Genomic DNA, 17,023 nt, shown 5'->3' with positions numbered 1-17,023 from the left:
TTGGTTGTCATTTCGTGGCCCCCTCATTGAGCCCGTTCTTGAAGTAGTGTTGCCCGACGAACAGCACAATCAGCGTGGGCACAACGACAATCACGGCACTGGCTTGAATCATGCCCCAGTTGTTAAACGTTTCCTGCGATTGCAGTTGCCGCAGGCCGTCTTGCACGGGTCGGAATTTATCGCTAAACGTGGTCAACATTGGCCAGAGGTATTGGTTCCAACTCTCCAAGAAGCTGTAAGCCGCCAGCGTAAACAGGCTGATGCGCGCGTAGGGTAAGGTGACCCGCCAGTAGAACTGCCAGTGGTTCAGGCCCTCGACGTCCGCGGCTTCCTTCAGTTCGGGTGGAATCTGCCGGAAGGCCTGTCGCAACATGAAGATTCCAAACGCTGAGGTCAGAAACGGAATCACCATAACGGCGTAATGGTTCAGCAGGTTCAGCTGCCGCACCGTGGCAAAGTTGGGAATGACTTCCGCTTCAAATGGCAACATCATCGTCGCTAAAATCAGGTAGAACAACAGGTCGCGGCCCTTAAATTTCAGGAAAACAAAAGCATAGGCACCCAGTGAACAGAACAGCAGCTGGGCCGCCATGGTCAACGTGGAAATGACAAAACTGTTGAGTAAGTAGCGTAAGATGGCCGTTTGCTTAACGGCTTCGGCGTAGTTGGCAAAGGAAATATGGGTACTCCACAGCGCCCCTTTAGCAATATCCGCCGTTGGCAACAAGCTGGTCCAGAAGCCGAGGATAAAGGGCCCTAGGATGATGATGGCCAAGAGAATCAACACCAAATAACGTAATGGTTTACGGGTTTTCGTCTGAATCATTAGTAGGTCACCCGTTTCTCTAAGAATTTGAATTGCAGCAAGGTAAACAACGCGATAATGACGGCTAAGATGACCGATTCGGCGCTGGCGAGGCCGTAGTTCCCGTTTAAAAAGGCATCGCGGTAGACTTGATAGACCATCAGGTTGGTCGCGTTGTTAGGTCCCCCAGCCGTCATCAGGTCGATCAACCCGAAGCTCTTGAACGCCCCAATCAGCGTGACCGTTGACGTAAAGAACAGCGTGGGTGAAATCATGGGCAAGGTCACGTGAAAGAACTGATAACTTGGCGAAGCACCTTCGATGGCTGCCGCTTCATATAGCGGCTGTGGCACCATTTGCAGGGCCCCAAAGAGAATCAAAAAGGTGAAGCCCAGGTTCATCCAGACGGTCGAGATGATCACGGCAATCATGGCCGGACCGGGCGTCGTCAACCATTGCACCAGCGGCAAATGCAACAGGGTGCCAATCTGGTCAAATAGGCCAATCGACGGACTGAAAATGAACAGCCAGAAGATGGCGGCGACGGAGACGGAAACCCCCATGGTCGCGGAGAAAATCGTCCGGAACCACTGAATGCCGGCCAGTTTGCGGACAGCCATTTGCGCCAGTAGTAACCCGAGAATCAGGGTGAAGGCTACGACACCAATCACATAAACGGCGGTGGCTTGTAGGCTGGCCTGGTAGGCGCTCGAGGTCAATAAATTCACGTAATTTTTCAGGCCGATAAATACGGTCGGTCGCCCAACGTTATTGGTCAGGAAGAGGCTAAGGTAAAGCGTCCGCAACATTGGGTAAAAGACGAAGACGCCCAGAATCAAGACGGATGGTCCTAGAAAGGCTAACGCATACCATTTATCGTTGACGTGGAGGTTAAACCCCTTCGCGTTTGCTTGATTCAGCGTTTTCGGTTTTAGGCTAGGCTTGGACGCTGGCGTGATTTCCTGTTGCATGACGCGTTCCCCCTTCCACCATGAATTGGGCCTGACCATCATGGTCGAAAACGTAGGCCTGACCAGCAATTGCCACGTTTAGCCAGTCACCGACGTTGTACTGGTCCTTAGCCGCGGCAACCAATTCTAGTGGCGTTCCATCCGCGAGTTCGGCCTCCAAAATGATTTCGGACCCCAGATACTCGACGGTCTTCACTTGCGCGTTGGGTTCGCCGGCACCTTGGGGTAAGAGGCGCAAGGCGTTGGGCCGGATACCGACCACGTAATCCGCCACGGGTAAGGGCTCAGGGACACTTAATTTCAACGTATTCGCTAACAAAAGTTCCCTGTCGGCTTCGACGCGGGCGGGCAATAAATTCATCCGTGGCGTCCCAAAGAAGCTGGCCACGAAGGTGTTAGCGGGCTGATTGTAAATGTCGAGGGGCGTGCCAATCTGTTGAATCTCATGGTTGTGCAACACCATGATGTGGTCGGCCATGGTCATTGCCTCCACCTGATCGTGGGTGACGTAGATGACGGTCAACCCCAACTCCCGCTGGAGGTTGCGTAGTTCCGTGCGCATCTTGATTCGCAGTTGCGCGTCCAAATTGGACAGGGGTTCATCCATCAAACAAATCTTGACGTCGCTAGCAATGGCCCGGGCCAAAGCGACCCGTTGCCGTTGCCCACCGGATAGGTCACGGGGCTTACGGTCCTTAAACTCATTTAAGTTGACCAAGTCAATGGCCTTGTCGACGCGCTTCTTGATCTCATCGGCCGGAAACTTTCGGGCCTTTAATCCAAAGGCCACGTTGTCAGTAACCGATAAGAATGGAAACAGCGCATAGCTTTGAAAAACCATGGTGAGCTTGCGATCCTTAGGCGGCAGGTTGGTTGCGACCTGGTCGTCAATTTGTAATTCACCAGCAGAAATTGGAATCAAGCCAGCAATCATCCGCAGCAACGTACTTTTGCCACAGCCAGAAGGCCCGACGATGGCAAAAAACTCGCCGCTTTCAATGTGGGCACTCACATCTTCTAGCACCCAATTACCGGCCGTATACTCTTTCCCTAATGCTTTTAACTCAATTGACATTTTGCCACTCCCCTTTTTGAGTCTGGACTTAGTGTACGCGGCCTATGTAACGGTAAGATGTTGCCCCTGTAAATCCTGTGTAAAGTCCCCCGGGAGTTGCCATTATGATAGTTATATTAGTTGTGATTTGCCGCCTGCGGCTTCCAGGACTACGCCTGCTGTGGGGTCGGTTTCCGCCAAAGTTCAGGCTCCCACCTCAACTTTTAGCCTTGAAGCCCGCAAGTCTAAAAGATTGCCCCAGGCTGTAAGCCGGCCAAGAACACCGGCCAACACCCTCGACACAGCTGGCTCCGTCCTGGCTTCCTCCGGCTCCGATTGAGCATTATGGCAACCGTATCAGGGCCGAACTTACCCAGTTTTACTAATATTTCGCTGTCTTCTACGTTGAATGAACACCCACTATTTTCCAAAATCATGCTCACGTTTACATAATTTTCTGCATAAAAAAGGAGCGAGAAATCATTAATTTCTTCGCTCACTTAATCAATTAACCTATCGAATTTAGGCTTCTGGCCAGACGTCTTCGGCGATTTCCTTAACCAAGTTTAACTTGGCCCATTGTTGGTCTTCCGTTAACGCATTGCCCTCTTCCGTGGAGGCAAATCCACATTGTGTGGAGATGGCCAGGTTGTCTAGAGGCACCTGTTTGGCAGCGTCTGCGATACGGGCCTTGACCGCCGCCTGATCCTCTAATTCGGGGAACTTGGACGTAATCAGACCGAGGACCAGGCGCTTGTTGGCGTCGTGGTTCCAGATTTTCGCTAACGGCGTAAAACTCCCTGCCCGTTCGCTGTCGTACTCCAAGAACAAGCCGTCGTAGTGCAACTGGGCCAGGTAATCGGCCACGTCATCGTAGCTGCCGGAGAAGAGGTACGTTGATTTGAAATTCCCCCGGCAAATGTGGGTCGTCACCGTCAAATCGGCTGGTAAACCTTCCAATAAGGTGTTGATGACGTGAACGGCATCCTGGGCCAAGTTCACGTAGGTCTGGTGGGCCGTCACGTCGTCGGCCGTCGCGTTGAGCTTGCTGATCAAGAACGCCCAAGTCGTGTCATCGAGTTGAATGTACCGGCAACCGAGTTCGTAGAAATGCAAAATCGTTTCGTGATACGCCTTGGCCAGGTCATCCAGGTAAGCATCCCAGGTTGCATAGAATTCATGCCAGTTGTCACTACGGTTGTCGCGGAACAACATAGTTGGTGACGGGATGGTCTGCTTAACCAGCACATCATCTGGCACCAGGCTTTGCAGGTACTGGAAGCTCTCAAAGAAGGGGTGATCCGGATTAAAGGCAATCTTGCCGACCAAATCGGCGTTGTCGGTCCGGGTCTTACTGCCGTGGAATTTATAACTTTGCTTGTAATCGTAGTGGCCGACCCCTGTCAGTCCCCAGAGAAAGTCCAGGTGCCACCAACTCCGGTTAAATTCGCCATCGGTCACGGCCTTTAACCCCAGGTCAATCTGCTTTTGCACGACTCGCTTGGTCTCCGCGTGCCGAATCGTCTGCAATTGCGCGGCATCGATGGCCCCTTGGGCAAATTCAGCGCGTGCCTGTTTCAACTTAGCCGGCCGTAACAGGCTGCCTACAACATCGTAGCGGTACGGAAAGTTCGTTTTAGTCGTTGTTGTCATAACCTTTTTCCTCCTAAATTTAACCATCGACTAACTCGTTCGACTGGCCCCGTGACTTTGCGCCCATTGCCAGTCCAGCAAGTTAGTCCTCACCAATTTTCTAACGTCCATCACGGTAACAAAAAACGCGCTCATCCCCCGAACCAATTGCTTAGTTCAAGGGACGACCGCGTCGTTTTACCACCCTAATTCACAAAGCCCTCACAGACTTTGCCTCACCGGTACCGATTGATACCCGGAAAGTTAACGGTTCCTACCGACCAAGCAGCGTGAACCGCTTGATAGCTATTGGGAGCTCATCTTCGTGGTTTGTCGCAGACCCGTTTGCACTGGCTCGGGCTCACTGCGCAACGACAACGCCACTACTCTTCTCCTAGCTTTATTTATGACAGACTCATTAGAAATTAATGATAATCTTACGGCTAGGGCGCATTTCTGTCAAGGGAGAATCTGAGATTGGCACTACCCTGTCGTTCGCCAGCAATCCTTTTTGAAGACACTGCTGGTTATTACTGCTATGCTATGCTTACCTCGAAAGGATGGTCATTCCCAAATGCCAAGCCAATTAATCTATCCCCTCATCGCACAAGAAAATAATGATGAGGATGGTCAATACTATGTGGGCTACTCACCCAATATTCCGGGTATGGTGACCCAAACTGATTCACTGGTCAAACTCCCACTAGCTGCTAACGATGCTATCGCGACCATGCTGGAAGGTAGCAATGGGATTTACCCAACCGTGCAAGATCCGCGTACCTGGAACTTGCAAAGCAATGAAACTGTCATTTACGTCAGAGTCGACCCATTCGACTGATTCTAACCAAAACGCGCCGACACCCTGTTAGACAGTGTCGACGCGTTTTAATTTAGCTGAAAATGCACGCACGTTAGTCCAACAACCCGTGGCTCCGCAAGTAATCTCGCGCCACCGTAGCGGCCTTTTCGTGCTTGACCGTCACCTTGTAGTTCATCTGCTGCATGTCCGCCGTGGAGACTTTCCCCGCCAGTTTATTCAGCGTGGTCCGCAGCTCGGGATGGGCCGTCAATAACTTTTCCGTCATCAGCGGCGCGCCTTGATACGGTGGGAAGAAGTGCTTATTATCCTTTAACACGACCAGGTGATATTCGCGAATCTCGGGGTCGGTGGTATAGCCGTCGATCAGGTTGACCTTGCCGTTGGCGATGGCCTTGTAGCGAATCGAGGGCTCCATGGTCTTCGCACTGGCCAAGTTCAACCCGTAAGCCTTGCGTAACCCCGGATAACCATCCTTGAGTTGATAGAAATCGGGGTCAAAGCCCGCGTGAATCTTCCCCTCAACGGCGACTAAATCAGATACCGTCTTCAGGTTGTATTTCTTGGCAAACTGCTTCGTCACGGCCAAGTCATACCCATTTTGATAGCTCATCGGCTTGAGATAGGCCATCTGGTACTGCGCCTTCAAGCCGTTCTTCGCCACCTGATAGGTCTTCGCTGGATCATGACTCGCCAGCTTGTCGCCCTTGATCAGCGACTCCAACACGGTCCCAGTAAACTCAGGATAAATGTCGATGGACCCCGATTTCAGCGCCTTAAACAGGAACGAGGTTCCCCCAAAGTTGGCCTTGGTCGACACCTGCATGTTGGGATGGTCATGTTCAATTAAATCCTTATACATATTGATTAAAATTTCTGGTTCACTGCCCATTTTTCCAGCAATCGTAATTTCTGTTTGCGGATTGACCAGCTTCCGGTAACCGGCAAAGCCGCCAATCAGAACGACCAGCGTCAGCAGGACGATCCCAGCCTTTTTAAACGACAGCTTGCCCAACCAGTCGATGCCGGCGCCAAAAATCAGTGCCAACGCCGCCGACAGCACGGCCCCAATAATCAGGAGCGCGTTGTTGTTGGTTTCGATTCCCAACAGGATGTAGGTCCCCAACCCACCGGCACCAATCAAGGCAGCCAGCGTGGCGGTCCCAATGATCATGACCGTGGCAATGCGAATCCCGGAAATAATCATCGGCAACGCTAAGGGGAGCTCAATCCGAAAGAGTTTCATCCGCCGCGACAAACCAAACGCCGTCGCCGCCTCTTCCAAGTTGGGGTCGATAGTGGTCAGACCGGAATAGGTGTTTTGAAAAATCGGCATCACTGCGTAAATCACTAAGGCAATGATGGACGGCACCGTCCCAATTCCCACGATAGGAATCAGAATTCCCAGCAGTGCCAGGCTAGGAATCGTCTGGAGCACACTGGTAATCTGAAGCATCACCTTGGCCCACCGCTCGTGGTGCATCAAAACGATGGCCAGCGGAATCGCAATCAAGGCCGCAATCAGCAGCGAAATCAGTGACAGACCAATGTGTTGGCCAATCGCGTGGAGAATGTCGCCACCTTGCGTTTGTAAAATATGAATAATTTGGGCCAACTAGTCCGCCTCCTTCGTTGCTAAATAGTCAATGACATCGGCAGTCGTCAGCTGGCGGGCACCCTGATCCGTCGCCACAACCACCGTGGCCGCCGTCTGCAGGGCTGCGGCCAACTCACTGACCGGCGCCGTCACAGCCAACGTTGCCGCCGCAGTGGTCGCTTGACCATAACCCTTGACCACTAAATCCTGAACCGTGGCCGGCCGCGGCGTGTGTTCATTTTCAAAAAAGCCACGCACAAAATCATTGGCCGGATGCTGCATGATAGCTTCGCCCGTCCCAACCTGTTGAATGTGGCCTAGCCGCATCACCGCAATGTGTTGGCCCAATCTGAGCGCTTCGTGCATGTCATGGGTGACGAAGACAAAGGTCATGTTCAGTTCCTGATGTAGCTGTAACACCAGGTCCTGCAACTGTTTACGAGAAATGGGGTCCAGCGCACTGAACGGCTCGTCCATCAAGACGACCTTGGGCTTGATGGCCAGCGCCCGGATGATGCCGACCCGCTGTTGTTCCCCACCGGACAGCTCGCTAGGCATCCGCGTGGCATACTTGTCGGGGTCCAGGTCGACCTGTTTCAGTAACGCCCGCGCCCGCTCGATTCGTTCCTTTCGCGGCCAGCCCAACGACTCCGCCTGAATTGCAATGTTTTCTTGAATGTTTAAATTGGGGAAGAGTGCAATATTTTGCAGCACGTAGCCCATTTGCTGACGTAATTGTTTGATGTCATAATCAATAATCCGTTTATCATCAAAGTAGATGTCGCCGCCGGTCGGTTCGATCAACCGGTTCAACATCTTCAGCGTCGTGGTCTTCCCACTCCCGCTGGGCCCAACGAGCACAAAAAAATCGCCCGTCGGTATCGTCAAGTTCAAGTCGTCTAGGGCTTGGTTCTTGGCGTAACGCTTGGTAACGTTCTTAAATTCAATCAATAGTACCCCTCCAACCTCTTCTACTCATCTCATGTTGATGAGAGTGACTGATCAATTTGTCGTTCCCGGCGGCGGGGGCAAAGCGCCCTGCTGTGGGACCGGTTCCAGCCTAAAGAACGGGCTTCCACCTCGACTTTGTGCCTAAAAAGCGGTCACAAAGGTCGTCCCGTGGACTAGGCTGGGCAAATACCCAAGACCACCGACACAGCTGGACACTTTGGCCCGCCTCTGGTCACTAACGTTGATCACTCACGCTCACCAGCAATCGTCTCATTCATTCCTGTTTAAGCTCGTATCCATTAACTCAGTCACCTAATATCACTGCTATTTAACCTGATTAAAACTGGTTCATTCTTACAATCTCACCTAACAAACCACAGCGACACCCGCAGTTACAGCCCAATTAACAGCCATCCACGGCCCACTAATCAGTCTGATGGGACTTACATCCCCATCACTAACATCAGCCGTGAGGGCGGGATAAATAGGCTCAGCCGTGGGATTTACGAAGCGTAGCGCAGTAAATGGTGACTTTGAGACGCGTTCTTCCGCTCAAAGCAAGTCTAGAGACCGCTCTGTGGCTCTAGACGTCCTCCCCACCGCGTTCCGGCCTATTTATCCCGCCCGGTAAGGCGAGGACAACGACCAAAACATGTAAATCCAATTATACTAATGTTTCGGGGATTACCGAAGCAAACGGCTTACAAATTTTCAAAAGCGATAACGTCTACTTTACACGTCAAAGCAGCGACTGTTAATATTGAAACGAAAGACTTTTAGCCCGAAAAACTTAGAAAACAAGGTGTTCACCATGCCAGACGAAATTGATATTGCCATTATTAAAGCACTCAACCAGGACAGTCGCGTCAAGGTCAGCCATCTGGCGCAAATCGTCCACCTTACCGCTCCCGCCGTTGCTGCGCGGATTCAGCGGTTGGAGGACGCAAAGATCATTTCTAAATATACGATTGAAGTCGATTTGGATAAACTTGGATTACCGCGGCAGGTCTTCATTCAGGTGGCCGTACAAGCCCCGCAACAAGCGGCTTATTTAGCGTTCGTTAAACGGCACCACAACACTTTTCGCCATCACTACCGCACAACGGGCAAGTTTGACTACCTCCTGGAAGGTGCCTTCCCGACCCGCCACGTCCTCACCGATTTTCTCCTCGAGCTCGGAAAATTCGCCACGTACGAGGTCATTGACGTGATTGATGATATTTAAGTGCGGACATTCTTGACCCTTCCTTCAAAAAGTGCTGTAATCAAGTTGAGTACAATAGTTCTTTTCCTTAATCAGTCATAGTATCTGGTGCTTGGGGTGGTCAATTGGATTGCACCTGAAAATATGACCACTGCCACCAAGAAACTATCTCCCGATTAGTTGCCAACTATTGCTTTCGAGTTGCCCCTAAATTAATCAGGATCAACCCTTTTCAACTGGTAAACAGAACCATTTTCAGTAAATAAATCGAATAACGACGAGTTAGATTCACGTCAGTCGCAGAATTGGTAAAATTGACCGCTAACGTTAGTGACCAGAGGCGGGCCAAGGTGCCCAGCTGTGTCGGTGCTCTTAGCTGAGTGTCCTTCTCAGGTTAGAGCACGGGACAAGCTTTGAGACCGCTCCTTGGCTCAAAGTTGAGGTGGAAGCCCGCACCTTAGGCTGAAACCGACCCCATAGCAGGGCACCTTGAACCCGCCGCCGGGAACGACATGCGCACACCATTTTACCAGCCCGGAAGCGGCCGACAATGCCGAATTTAACTCAAAAAACAAAACTAAGGTGGAATGTATTATGGATGAAGTCGTCCAAGCACTAAGCGACGTTATTAAATTAAACACGGTCAACGGCCACGAAAAATTGGTTGCCGACTACCTAGCCGACCTGCTGAAGAAGCACGGGATCGACAGTAAATTGATTGCCTACGAACCTGACCGGGTCAGCCTGGTCGCCGAAATCGGTGACGGCAACGGCCCCGTTGTTGGTTTTGATGGTCACGAAGACGTCGTTGCCCTCGGTGACGCCGCTAAATGGCAAGTCGACGCCCTTTCCGCGACCATCAAAGACAACAACATGATTGGCCGAGGCACTTCCGACATGAAGTCCGGCTTGATGGCCGGCGTCTTTGCCATGATCAATTTGAAAGAACAAAACGTCCCACTACACGGCACGCTGCGTTTCATGGCCACGGTCGGTGAAGAATACGGCCAGTACGGCGCCCAACAACTCGGTGAAGCCGGCTACGCCAATGACCTCGACACGTTGATTGTCGGCGAACCTAGCGGGGTCCACAAGCAACTCTTACTTCAAAAGCAGATTCAATACATGCTTCAAAGCGATGAGGCCGGCGCTAAGGCCCTGTTAGCCGCTAACCAGACCAACGAACAACACTTCATTGAACTGGCGCACAAGGGCTCACTGACCTACACCGTTCATTCTAAAGGGGTCGCTGCCCACAGCTCCATGCCTGAAATCGGCAAGAACGCCATCACACCGCTGATGACCTTCTACCAAAAGGAAGAAGCTTACTTTGACAGCATCAAGGATTACCGCAACCCTGTTCTGGGCGCCATCACACCCGTCGTGACGGTCATCAAGGGTGGCGAGCAGATCAACACGGTGCCGGCCAGTGCCGACTTATCCGTGAAGATCCGGACCATCCCCGAACTGCCAAACGCCGACATCACTGCCGCTATCAAGCAAATCATCGCTGACATCAACGCGCAAGGCGCCGACCTCAGCTTGGACATTCTCAGTGATTTACGGCCAATGCACACCATGGAAGACACTGAACTCGTCTCAACGGCCAAAGAAATTGCCGAAGACGTGCTGCAACAGAAGCTGCCACTGATCGGCGTTCCCGGCGGCACCGACGCCTCTTCTTTCCTGGCATTCAACCCGGACATCGACGTGATTGTCTTTGGGCCTGGTAACATTACCGCGCACCAGGTTAACGAGTACGTGGATTTGGACATGTACCACCGGTTTATCACCATCTACGAGCGCCTAATCACTTCCTTGCTGAAATAGGTTAAACTGGCCGTTGTCATACGCCTCCGGGCCGGTGAAAATGGGCCTCGTCGCGTCCGTTCCCGGCGGTGAGCTCAAGCTGCCCTGCTGTGGGGCCGGTTCCAGCCAAAGAGCGGGCTTCCACCTCAACTTTGCGCCTAAGAACCGGTCGCAAAGATTGTCCCGTGGACTAGGCTGAAAAAGAACTTCAGCCAAGACCACCGACACAGCTGGTCGGCTTGGCTCACCTCTGGTCACTCCCACGACTAGCCCATTTCCCCAGCCCTGCGGCTCACACTTGTTTAACCTATTTCTGGTCGGGTTCTCTGCCATCACCATTCATTCGGTCTATGCGACACTGAATGGCTGGACACCGGTAGCCCCTTCAGCTCGTAATTGCTTAACCGATTTCTGGTCGGGTTCTCTACCATCTCCATTCATTCGGTCTATGCGACACTAAATGGATGGACACCAGCAGTCCCTTTTGCTCGTACTTGTTCAACCTCTGTCTAGGCGGGTTTCCTGCCATAAACCATGGTTCCACCAAATTAACCAATTGGCATGATAATCCAGCTAGATGTTAACCAACTATTCGTCACAATGATTCCTTAAAATTAACCATTTAACCCAAACAAGCCGAAGACCGCTCATCTCACCGATGACCGTCTCCGACTTGTTTTTTAATCCCTAATACCAAAAACAGCCGCCCTTTTACGGACGACTGCTTTCGGGAACATAAGCTATTGGACTTGCCACTTCCAGACGGGCACCCGGTCACGTTGGCAGTTAGCTGCTTGCTGAGTAGTTAACCGGTAGTCGTCTGTGGCTGCCTTTACGGTGTCAAAGCGTACCCGCGACATTCCGTGTTGACTGTTTGGTTTTAACGTGGCAGCCGGTTCCTCTAGCCTGGTGCATTGGCCAGTGACCACGTGAGCGTTCCCTGGTAGCGACCTTGGCTGGAGCTGCTCTGGATGTCTAAGAAGACACCCGTTTGCGGCGTCCAGCTGCCGGCCACATCGACCAGTCCATCGTTGACGCTGTCGTCCGTCACGTGTGACAGAACGGGCGTCGGCGTTGGCCCGATCCGAATTGTTTGGTAGGGCGTCACGTACACGGGATAACCGGCCATGACCCGACCATCTGGGGCGGTAAACGCTGAGGCCTGCGCTGATAGCGTCCAGCGTTCACTCGTCCCCCGGGTATCGCGAATCGCCAAGCGCCATTCTCCGGCGCGTTTGACCCGTTGCGCCCGGCCAGTTAATCGGGCAGCTTGAAAGCTCTCACTCGGGGAGATACTCGCAAATGTTAAGTTACCCGCCACCGTTAACTCAAGGGTGACTGGGCGTGAAGCATCGCCTTGTTCCGTACGTGCCACCAACTTCAGCCGGTTGGTTCCGCCTTGGAGTTGCGTAGCAGTCAACGGTACCTGAAACGTGCCATCTTGGCCGACGACTTGTTCTTTGAGCGTTTGCCCGTTGAGCACCGGGGTGACGACCACCCCAGGCTGCTGGGCCTCTGTCGTCAGAATTGCCACGTGTCCCCTGACCGTGGTATCCTGGCCGACCTTTAAATTTACGGAATTGTCGCTCGTCACGCGTAACTCAAGGTCGGTTCTCGGATTGATAATAAAGTCCGGTGTATCCGCAGCACTGACCAGATCCGGAGAGGTAAACGTACTGGTCGTTGCCGGAACCTTGTGCGTTTTGGTGGCGTTGGCTGCGTGCCCAGTCAATCTGATGGTTACCGTCGGGGTTGCCGCGTTCAGCTGTTTCGCCAGTTGAACCGGTAACCGGCCCTCCTGAATAGCCGCTACATCTAGCGACTGGGCCGTTCCATCGGCGTAAATCATTTGACCATCCGTCACGTCAACGTTCTCGGGGATTTTTAAACTAGTGCGAACATCTGACCATGGTTGGTTGCCACCGTGGTAGGTCAGCTGGTATTCCAACAATAACCGGTCGTTACTCAGAACCTGATCCCCCGCTTGAATCACTCGCCGCCGCGTCAAGTTCGTTAACGTGGCCTGGCTCGTCGCATCGATCAGGCTGGGAATATTTTCCAAAACAACGAGGTTATTTTCAAAATACCGACTACTCGCAGACGTTAATCCCCAGCGGACTTTTCCGGTCTTATTCGGATCAATTTTAGACGGCATGATCCGCGCCGATTGGCTGACGCCTGGTTGCCGTTCATTGGTCAGCGGATCCCGGTCGTCAAAGGTGTAAGTCATGATTTCGGCCTTAGCATCCCACTTCAAAGTGAGGTGGTGCCAGTGACCGTTCGACAAGAAATCGGGCTCATTAACATTGGCAATCAGGCCATTGTGCGTCATGCTGTAAAAATAATCTTTCTGTCCGAGAAGTGCTCCAAAGAAATTCGTTGCCGGTAAAAAGTGTTGCACGTAAGTCGTGGGTTGGGCGGGATAATTGGATGCGATGTGTACCGCCGGATAATTGGTATCAAAGGCATTTGCCTTGCCCGCCGGTCGATTGTCCGGCTGGTCGTTGAAGTGCGTGTCGAACTCCAGCGCCCAGCTGTTCTGAATGGCGGACTTTGCCAGGTTGACCGCTGAAGCCTCGGTGGCGTCGGTATCTTTGGCCCAGACACCCAGCGTTTCGCCGGGAATCTGACCACTAACTTTACCACCGGGCATGGCGGCCAATGCGGCCGGATCATTTTGCAAGACAAACGCTAACCCATCACCGGCTTGGGCGTCCTGATCGCCCAGGTACAGCCACATCCGTAGCGTTTGGTTCTGCGTTAGGTCCAGCGCCCCCACGGTCGTTGACCACAACGCCCCAAACTGATTGGGACCCGTAGTCAGCCTAGCCGCTTCGGTGCCGGGAGACTGGGGATTGGTGCCATCAACAACGGTTGCCGAGCTCTTATTAGTCGTTTTTGTCGTGACAAACGGATCTGTCCGGCTTAGGCGAATGCCCTGAGGCGCCTTTTGCAACGCTTGCGTGTAATCCGCATCAGCCCGGGCAACCACGCTGCCAAGGCAACCGACTAGTAGAATCAAGCTAGCGCTCAGCCACCATTTCAACAACTGCCATCCCTCCTATTTCGCTGATTTTTGGTGCCGATTGCGATACCACAGGTACCCAATGATTGCTAACAGTAAAGCAATCAACAGGCCTAATAAAGCGTACAACCAGTAGTTAGGCTGGCGTGTTGGCGTCAAGACGGTCTTGTTCATCCGCTTGACGGTGCGGTTCGCAATGGTGAAATTACGGGTAAACTGCCAATCTCGTTTGCCAGCTTGGGCCGTTAAATGCAGGGTGTACTGCCCCGCCGGTAAGTTCTGGGTCCCCCACGGAATCCCAAAGTTAAAGTTACTGTTGGGCGCCATCCCCAGCCCACTCTGCTGTTGCCGGATGAGGGTCTGGGTCGCGCCGACCTTGGTAACTCGCGCATTGATCTTCAGTTTTTGCATAATGCCTGGCTCAGGGTTTTGCAGATTGGCCGTCACAAAATTGCGACGGTTGATCTGTGTCGCTTGAATCTGATGTAGTAACAGGTTCGGCGCTACTGGCTGGCGACTCTCTTGCAACTCGATGCCGATTGCATAGGCAAAGGCATTTTGAATGGTAAAGTGGGCCGTTGGCTTTTTCGTTTTGCCGGGAACCTGTTCCACATACACGCCACCGAGAATCATTCCCCGGAGCCGTTTGGCGGGCATCGTATAGGTGAGCGTCACTTGTTTCCGGGCATTAGCTGGGACCGTGACCTTCTGGTTGGACGCCCGACTGAAGATGTCTTTGATGCCGACCTTCAGCGATTGATCCAACTGTGGCTTGAGCTGACTGTAGTCGATCACCCCGTTATCGTTGGTGATGGCTTGGGTCACACTGACATTGAATGATTGCTGGCGGTTACTGGTGTTCGTAATATAAATCGTCAGGTGTTGTTGCGCCCGGGGTTGTGTCAACAGGTCAAAGTAGCCGGCCTGCTTGTTCAACTGATTACTGGGTAACGACGCTTTAACGGTATAGCCTACGGAATCCGCGGCAGCCGTCGGTACGTGACCGGCTAACGTCAACATGGCCAGTCCAATGGCAAACAAAATTTTTAGTCCCCGATTCATCACTGACTCCCCCTCAGTTACCAAATTAACTACCGGTCAGCCATCATCATTGTGGCGTCTCACTCAGCTGCCACGTCAGCGTTGAGGTGTAGTCCCCTGGAAGTTGCCCAGCGGGAACCGTCAAGTTAACTTTGGCTGGGGCATAGGTCGCGTCCCACACACCTAAGCCACCCTTGGCTTCAGCGGCGAAGACTAACTGATTGATGCTGCCACCCTCGAGCGGCGAAATCGTCGCAATTGGTGTGGCCGAAGGGTTGCCCTCGTTGGCTGCATCTACGCTCGCGTCACCTAAGCTCAGAACGGCACCGCTCAAGGTATCGCCCGCGGTATCCGTGAATGGCGTGTTCTTTAACTGAACGCTCCACCCAGTGGCTACCCCAGGGTTAGAAACCTCAAGTGGATTGTCGACGGTCGTTGAGAAGTAATTCCCGTTGACCTTGCCGTTAGGTGCTGGGTTGCTCCCAAAGCTAATGTTTGGGGCACTATCCAGTGAAACAGCTGCGTTTGGATCCATGGTAAAGTCTGCAGACGTTGTCGTGTTTTCCGTGGTAGTGGCAGATGAACTGCTACTACTGTCGCTGCTACTGCTGGTATCGGTAGTTGCCGCTGCAGCTGGAAGCGCACCGGCAAAGCCAATCCCGAGGCCTAGAATGGCTAGGCTACTCAGCAGCGAAACCTTTAATCTGCGAGTCATCATACTCACTCCTCTAAAAGTTAGTCCTACGATCTCCGGGCTGCTTTGAAAATAACGATTAGCAAATGGTTCGTTCCCGGCGGCGGGCTCAAACCGCCCTGTTGTGGGGCCGGTTCCAGCCTGTGGTACGGGCTTCCACCTTGACTTTGAGCCTGAGGAACGGTCTCAAAGGTCATCCCCTGGTCTTAGCTGAGTGAAGAAACCTCAGCTAAGACCAGCGACACAACTGAGCGGTTTGGCCCGCCTCTGGTCACTGACATTTGCGGGTTATTTTCTATCTGCAATCCGCATTCGTTTGGATTGCCGTGGGTTATCCCGTTAATCAGTTAGGCCTGTTGCCGTGCCCCTCACCGACTGTTGCCATCGTTAAGGGGGACCTGCTGACGAACCGAATTTAAACCCATTACCCATCAAGCATAGTCTCATGATTACCAGTTTTAGAGTAAACGAATAGCCCCGGTAATGGCTGAGCCACCCGTAAGCTGATTCCCTAACTTGTTCCGTGTCGGCCACTTGGTCCGCCGACGGTCTTACTAAATAATTCCTTTAGTAGCCAATTGCTTGATTCACTAATGATGATAACCGGTTCCAAATAAAAAGACCAGCTTTAAGCCGGCCTTTCGTACCTAGTCATTTAATGATGGAAGTCGGCCACGGTTAAGGCCAACAACCCGTTTAACCAGTCACGCGTGGGGTCATCTGGCGTTCCCTGAATCTGATACCCCAAGGGACTAAACAGGGCGTCGACTGCGGGCCATTGTACCTGGCCATCGTGGAAGAAACTCTGCGTCAGCCGCTCCCGTTGTTCGGGCGTGATGGGCGTTGCCATGACGGTTAGTAAGTTCACGGCTAGTTGGTCGGCCACCAAGGCCGCATACGCCGTCGCTGTCAGGGGCTTCACGATTTGCCGGCGCGTGGCCAGTGGCACGGCGGGTCCTTCCCGTAACAGGAATTTTTGCCAGTTCATCACCTGTCCCAGCAGGACGCCGTAGAACTGCCAGGGCACCTGATTGCCAATCCGCTTCAACGTGGTCGCCGTGGTGGCGGCAATGTCCCATTGCACCTGGGACTCGCCTTGCGCCAGTACGGTGGTCAACCATTCACTGAAAAAGCGCTGAACGGTGGCGTCCACTAAGGGTGAGCGCTTGCTGCCCTGGGTCAAATGGTAACGGCCGAGGAGAAAGTCCTCCACCTGTTGCCAATCAATGACGTTACCGGCCTGACGCTGTTTGCGGCGCTTTAGCTGACGTAATTGTTTTAGACGACTCGATTTGCCGTAATTCCCTGGTCGACTCATATTTTTTTGCTCCTTCTTTGGGGTTCTCATTCTGCTTTAGTGATTAAGGTCAAGTGCGGGTTGTGATAGCCGCCTGCGGCTTCCAGGACTACGCCTGCTGTGGGG

Annotated in this window: 13 protein-coding genes; 3 read left to right on the top strand and 10 right to left on the bottom strand. The window is 52.8% G+C overall.

What is annotated here, in order from left to right; all coding sequences use genetic code 11:
* Positions 1–7 precede the first annotated feature (7 nt).
* The 4 genes from EKM84_RS04965 to EKM84_RS04950 form a co-directional block, all read right to left on the bottom strand.
* Positions 8–826 (bottom strand): carbohydrate ABC transporter permease, encoded by an 819-nt coding sequence (locus EKM84_RS04965; RefSeq protein ID WP_125764278.1) that lies wholly within the window; start codon positions 824–826, stop codon positions 8–10.
* Entirely contained in the window at positions 826–1,776 is a 951-nt protein-coding gene (locus EKM84_RS04960) for a carbohydrate ABC transporter permease (RefSeq protein WP_125764276.1), read from the bottom strand. Before EKM84_RS04960 ends, EKM84_RS04965 begins: the two co-directional genes overlap by 1 nt.
* Positions 1,742–2,851, bottom strand: coding sequence for an ABC transporter ATP-binding protein (locus EKM84_RS04955; RefSeq protein ID WP_125764274.1), 1,110 nt, complete (start codon positions 2,849–2,851; stop codon positions 1,742–1,744). The genes EKM84_RS04960 and EKM84_RS04955 overlap by 35 nt, the downstream gene beginning before the upstream one ends.
* A gap of 501 nt (positions 2,852–3,352) precedes the next feature.
* A complete protein-coding gene (locus tag EKM84_RS04950; RefSeq protein WP_125764272.1) occupies positions 3,353–4,483 on the bottom strand; it encodes a vitamin B12 independent methionine synthase in 1,131 nt (376 codons plus the stop codon).
* A 553-nt stretch (positions 4,484–5,036) separates the two neighbouring features.
* Here EKM84_RS04950 and EKM84_RS04945 point away from each other — a divergent pair.
* The gene (locus EKM84_RS04945) at positions 5,037–5,300 is read left to right on the top strand and encodes a type II toxin-antitoxin system HicB family antitoxin (RefSeq protein WP_125764270.1); all 264 of its coding nucleotides are present in this window, start codon (positions 5,037–5,039) and stop codon (positions 5,298–5,300) included.
* Positions 5,301–5,373: 73 nt separating this feature from the next.
* Here EKM84_RS04945 and EKM84_RS04940 read toward each other — a convergent pair whose 3' ends face one another.
* Positions 5,374–6,894, bottom strand: a complete 1,521-nt coding sequence (locus EKM84_RS04940) for an ABC transporter permease/substrate-binding protein (RefSeq protein WP_125764268.1) — start codon at positions 6,892–6,894, stop codon at positions 5,374–5,376.
* Entirely contained in the window at positions 6,895–7,827 is a 933-nt protein-coding gene (locus EKM84_RS04935) for an ABC transporter ATP-binding protein (RefSeq protein WP_125764266.1), read from the bottom strand.
* An 811-nt stretch (positions 7,828–8,638) separates the two neighbouring features.
* On the opposite strand from EKM84_RS04935, the gene EKM84_RS04930 reads away from it, so the two are divergent.
* Positions 8,639–9,052, top strand: a complete 414-nt coding sequence (locus tag EKM84_RS04930) for an Lrp/AsnC family transcriptional regulator (protein WP_125764430.1) — start codon at positions 8,639–8,641, stop codon at positions 9,050–9,052.
* 573 nt (positions 9,053–9,625) lie between these two features.
* The gene (locus EKM84_RS04925) at positions 9,626–10,861 is read left to right on the top strand and encodes an ArgE/DapE family deacylase (RefSeq protein ID WP_125764264.1); all 1,236 of its coding nucleotides are present in this window, start codon (positions 9,626–9,628) and stop codon (positions 10,859–10,861) included.
* Positions 10,862–11,741: 880 nt separating this feature from the next.
* On the opposite strand, the gene EKM84_RS04920 is transcribed toward EKM84_RS04925, so the two are convergent.
* The 4 genes from EKM84_RS04920 to EKM84_RS04905 all read right to left on the bottom strand — a co-directional run bounded on the left by EKM84_RS04920 (position 11,742) and on the right by EKM84_RS04905 (position 16,918).
* Entirely contained in the window at positions 11,742–13,889 is a 2,148-nt protein-coding gene (locus EKM84_RS04920; protein WP_125764262.1) for a WxL domain-containing protein, read from the bottom strand.
* Positions 13,890–13,901: 12 nt separating this feature from the next.
* A complete protein-coding gene (locus EKM84_RS04915; protein ID WP_225418144.1) occupies positions 13,902–14,927 on the bottom strand; it encodes a DUF916 and DUF3324 domain-containing protein in 1,026 nt (341 codons plus the stop codon).
* A 46-nt stretch (positions 14,928–14,973) separates the two neighbouring features.
* Positions 14,974–15,621: a WxL domain-containing protein gene (locus EKM84_RS04910; RefSeq protein WP_125764260.1), complete on the bottom strand. Its 648-nt coding sequence runs from the start codon at positions 15,619–15,621 to the stop codon at positions 14,974–14,976.
* Positions 15,622–16,255: 634 nt separating this feature from the next.
* Positions 16,256–16,918 (bottom strand): hypothetical protein, encoded by a 663-nt coding sequence (locus tag EKM84_RS04905; RefSeq protein WP_125764258.1) that lies wholly within the window; start codon positions 16,916–16,918, stop codon positions 16,256–16,258.
* Between the last annotated feature and the right edge of the window lie 105 nt (positions 16,919–17,023).

The organism is Levilactobacillus mulengensis (assembly GCF_003946045.1).
Taxonomy (GTDB): domain Bacteria; phylum Bacillota; class Bacilli; order Lactobacillales; family Lactobacillaceae; genus Levilactobacillus; species Levilactobacillus mulengensis.
This window is presented reverse-complemented; position numbering and strand designations above follow the sequence as displayed.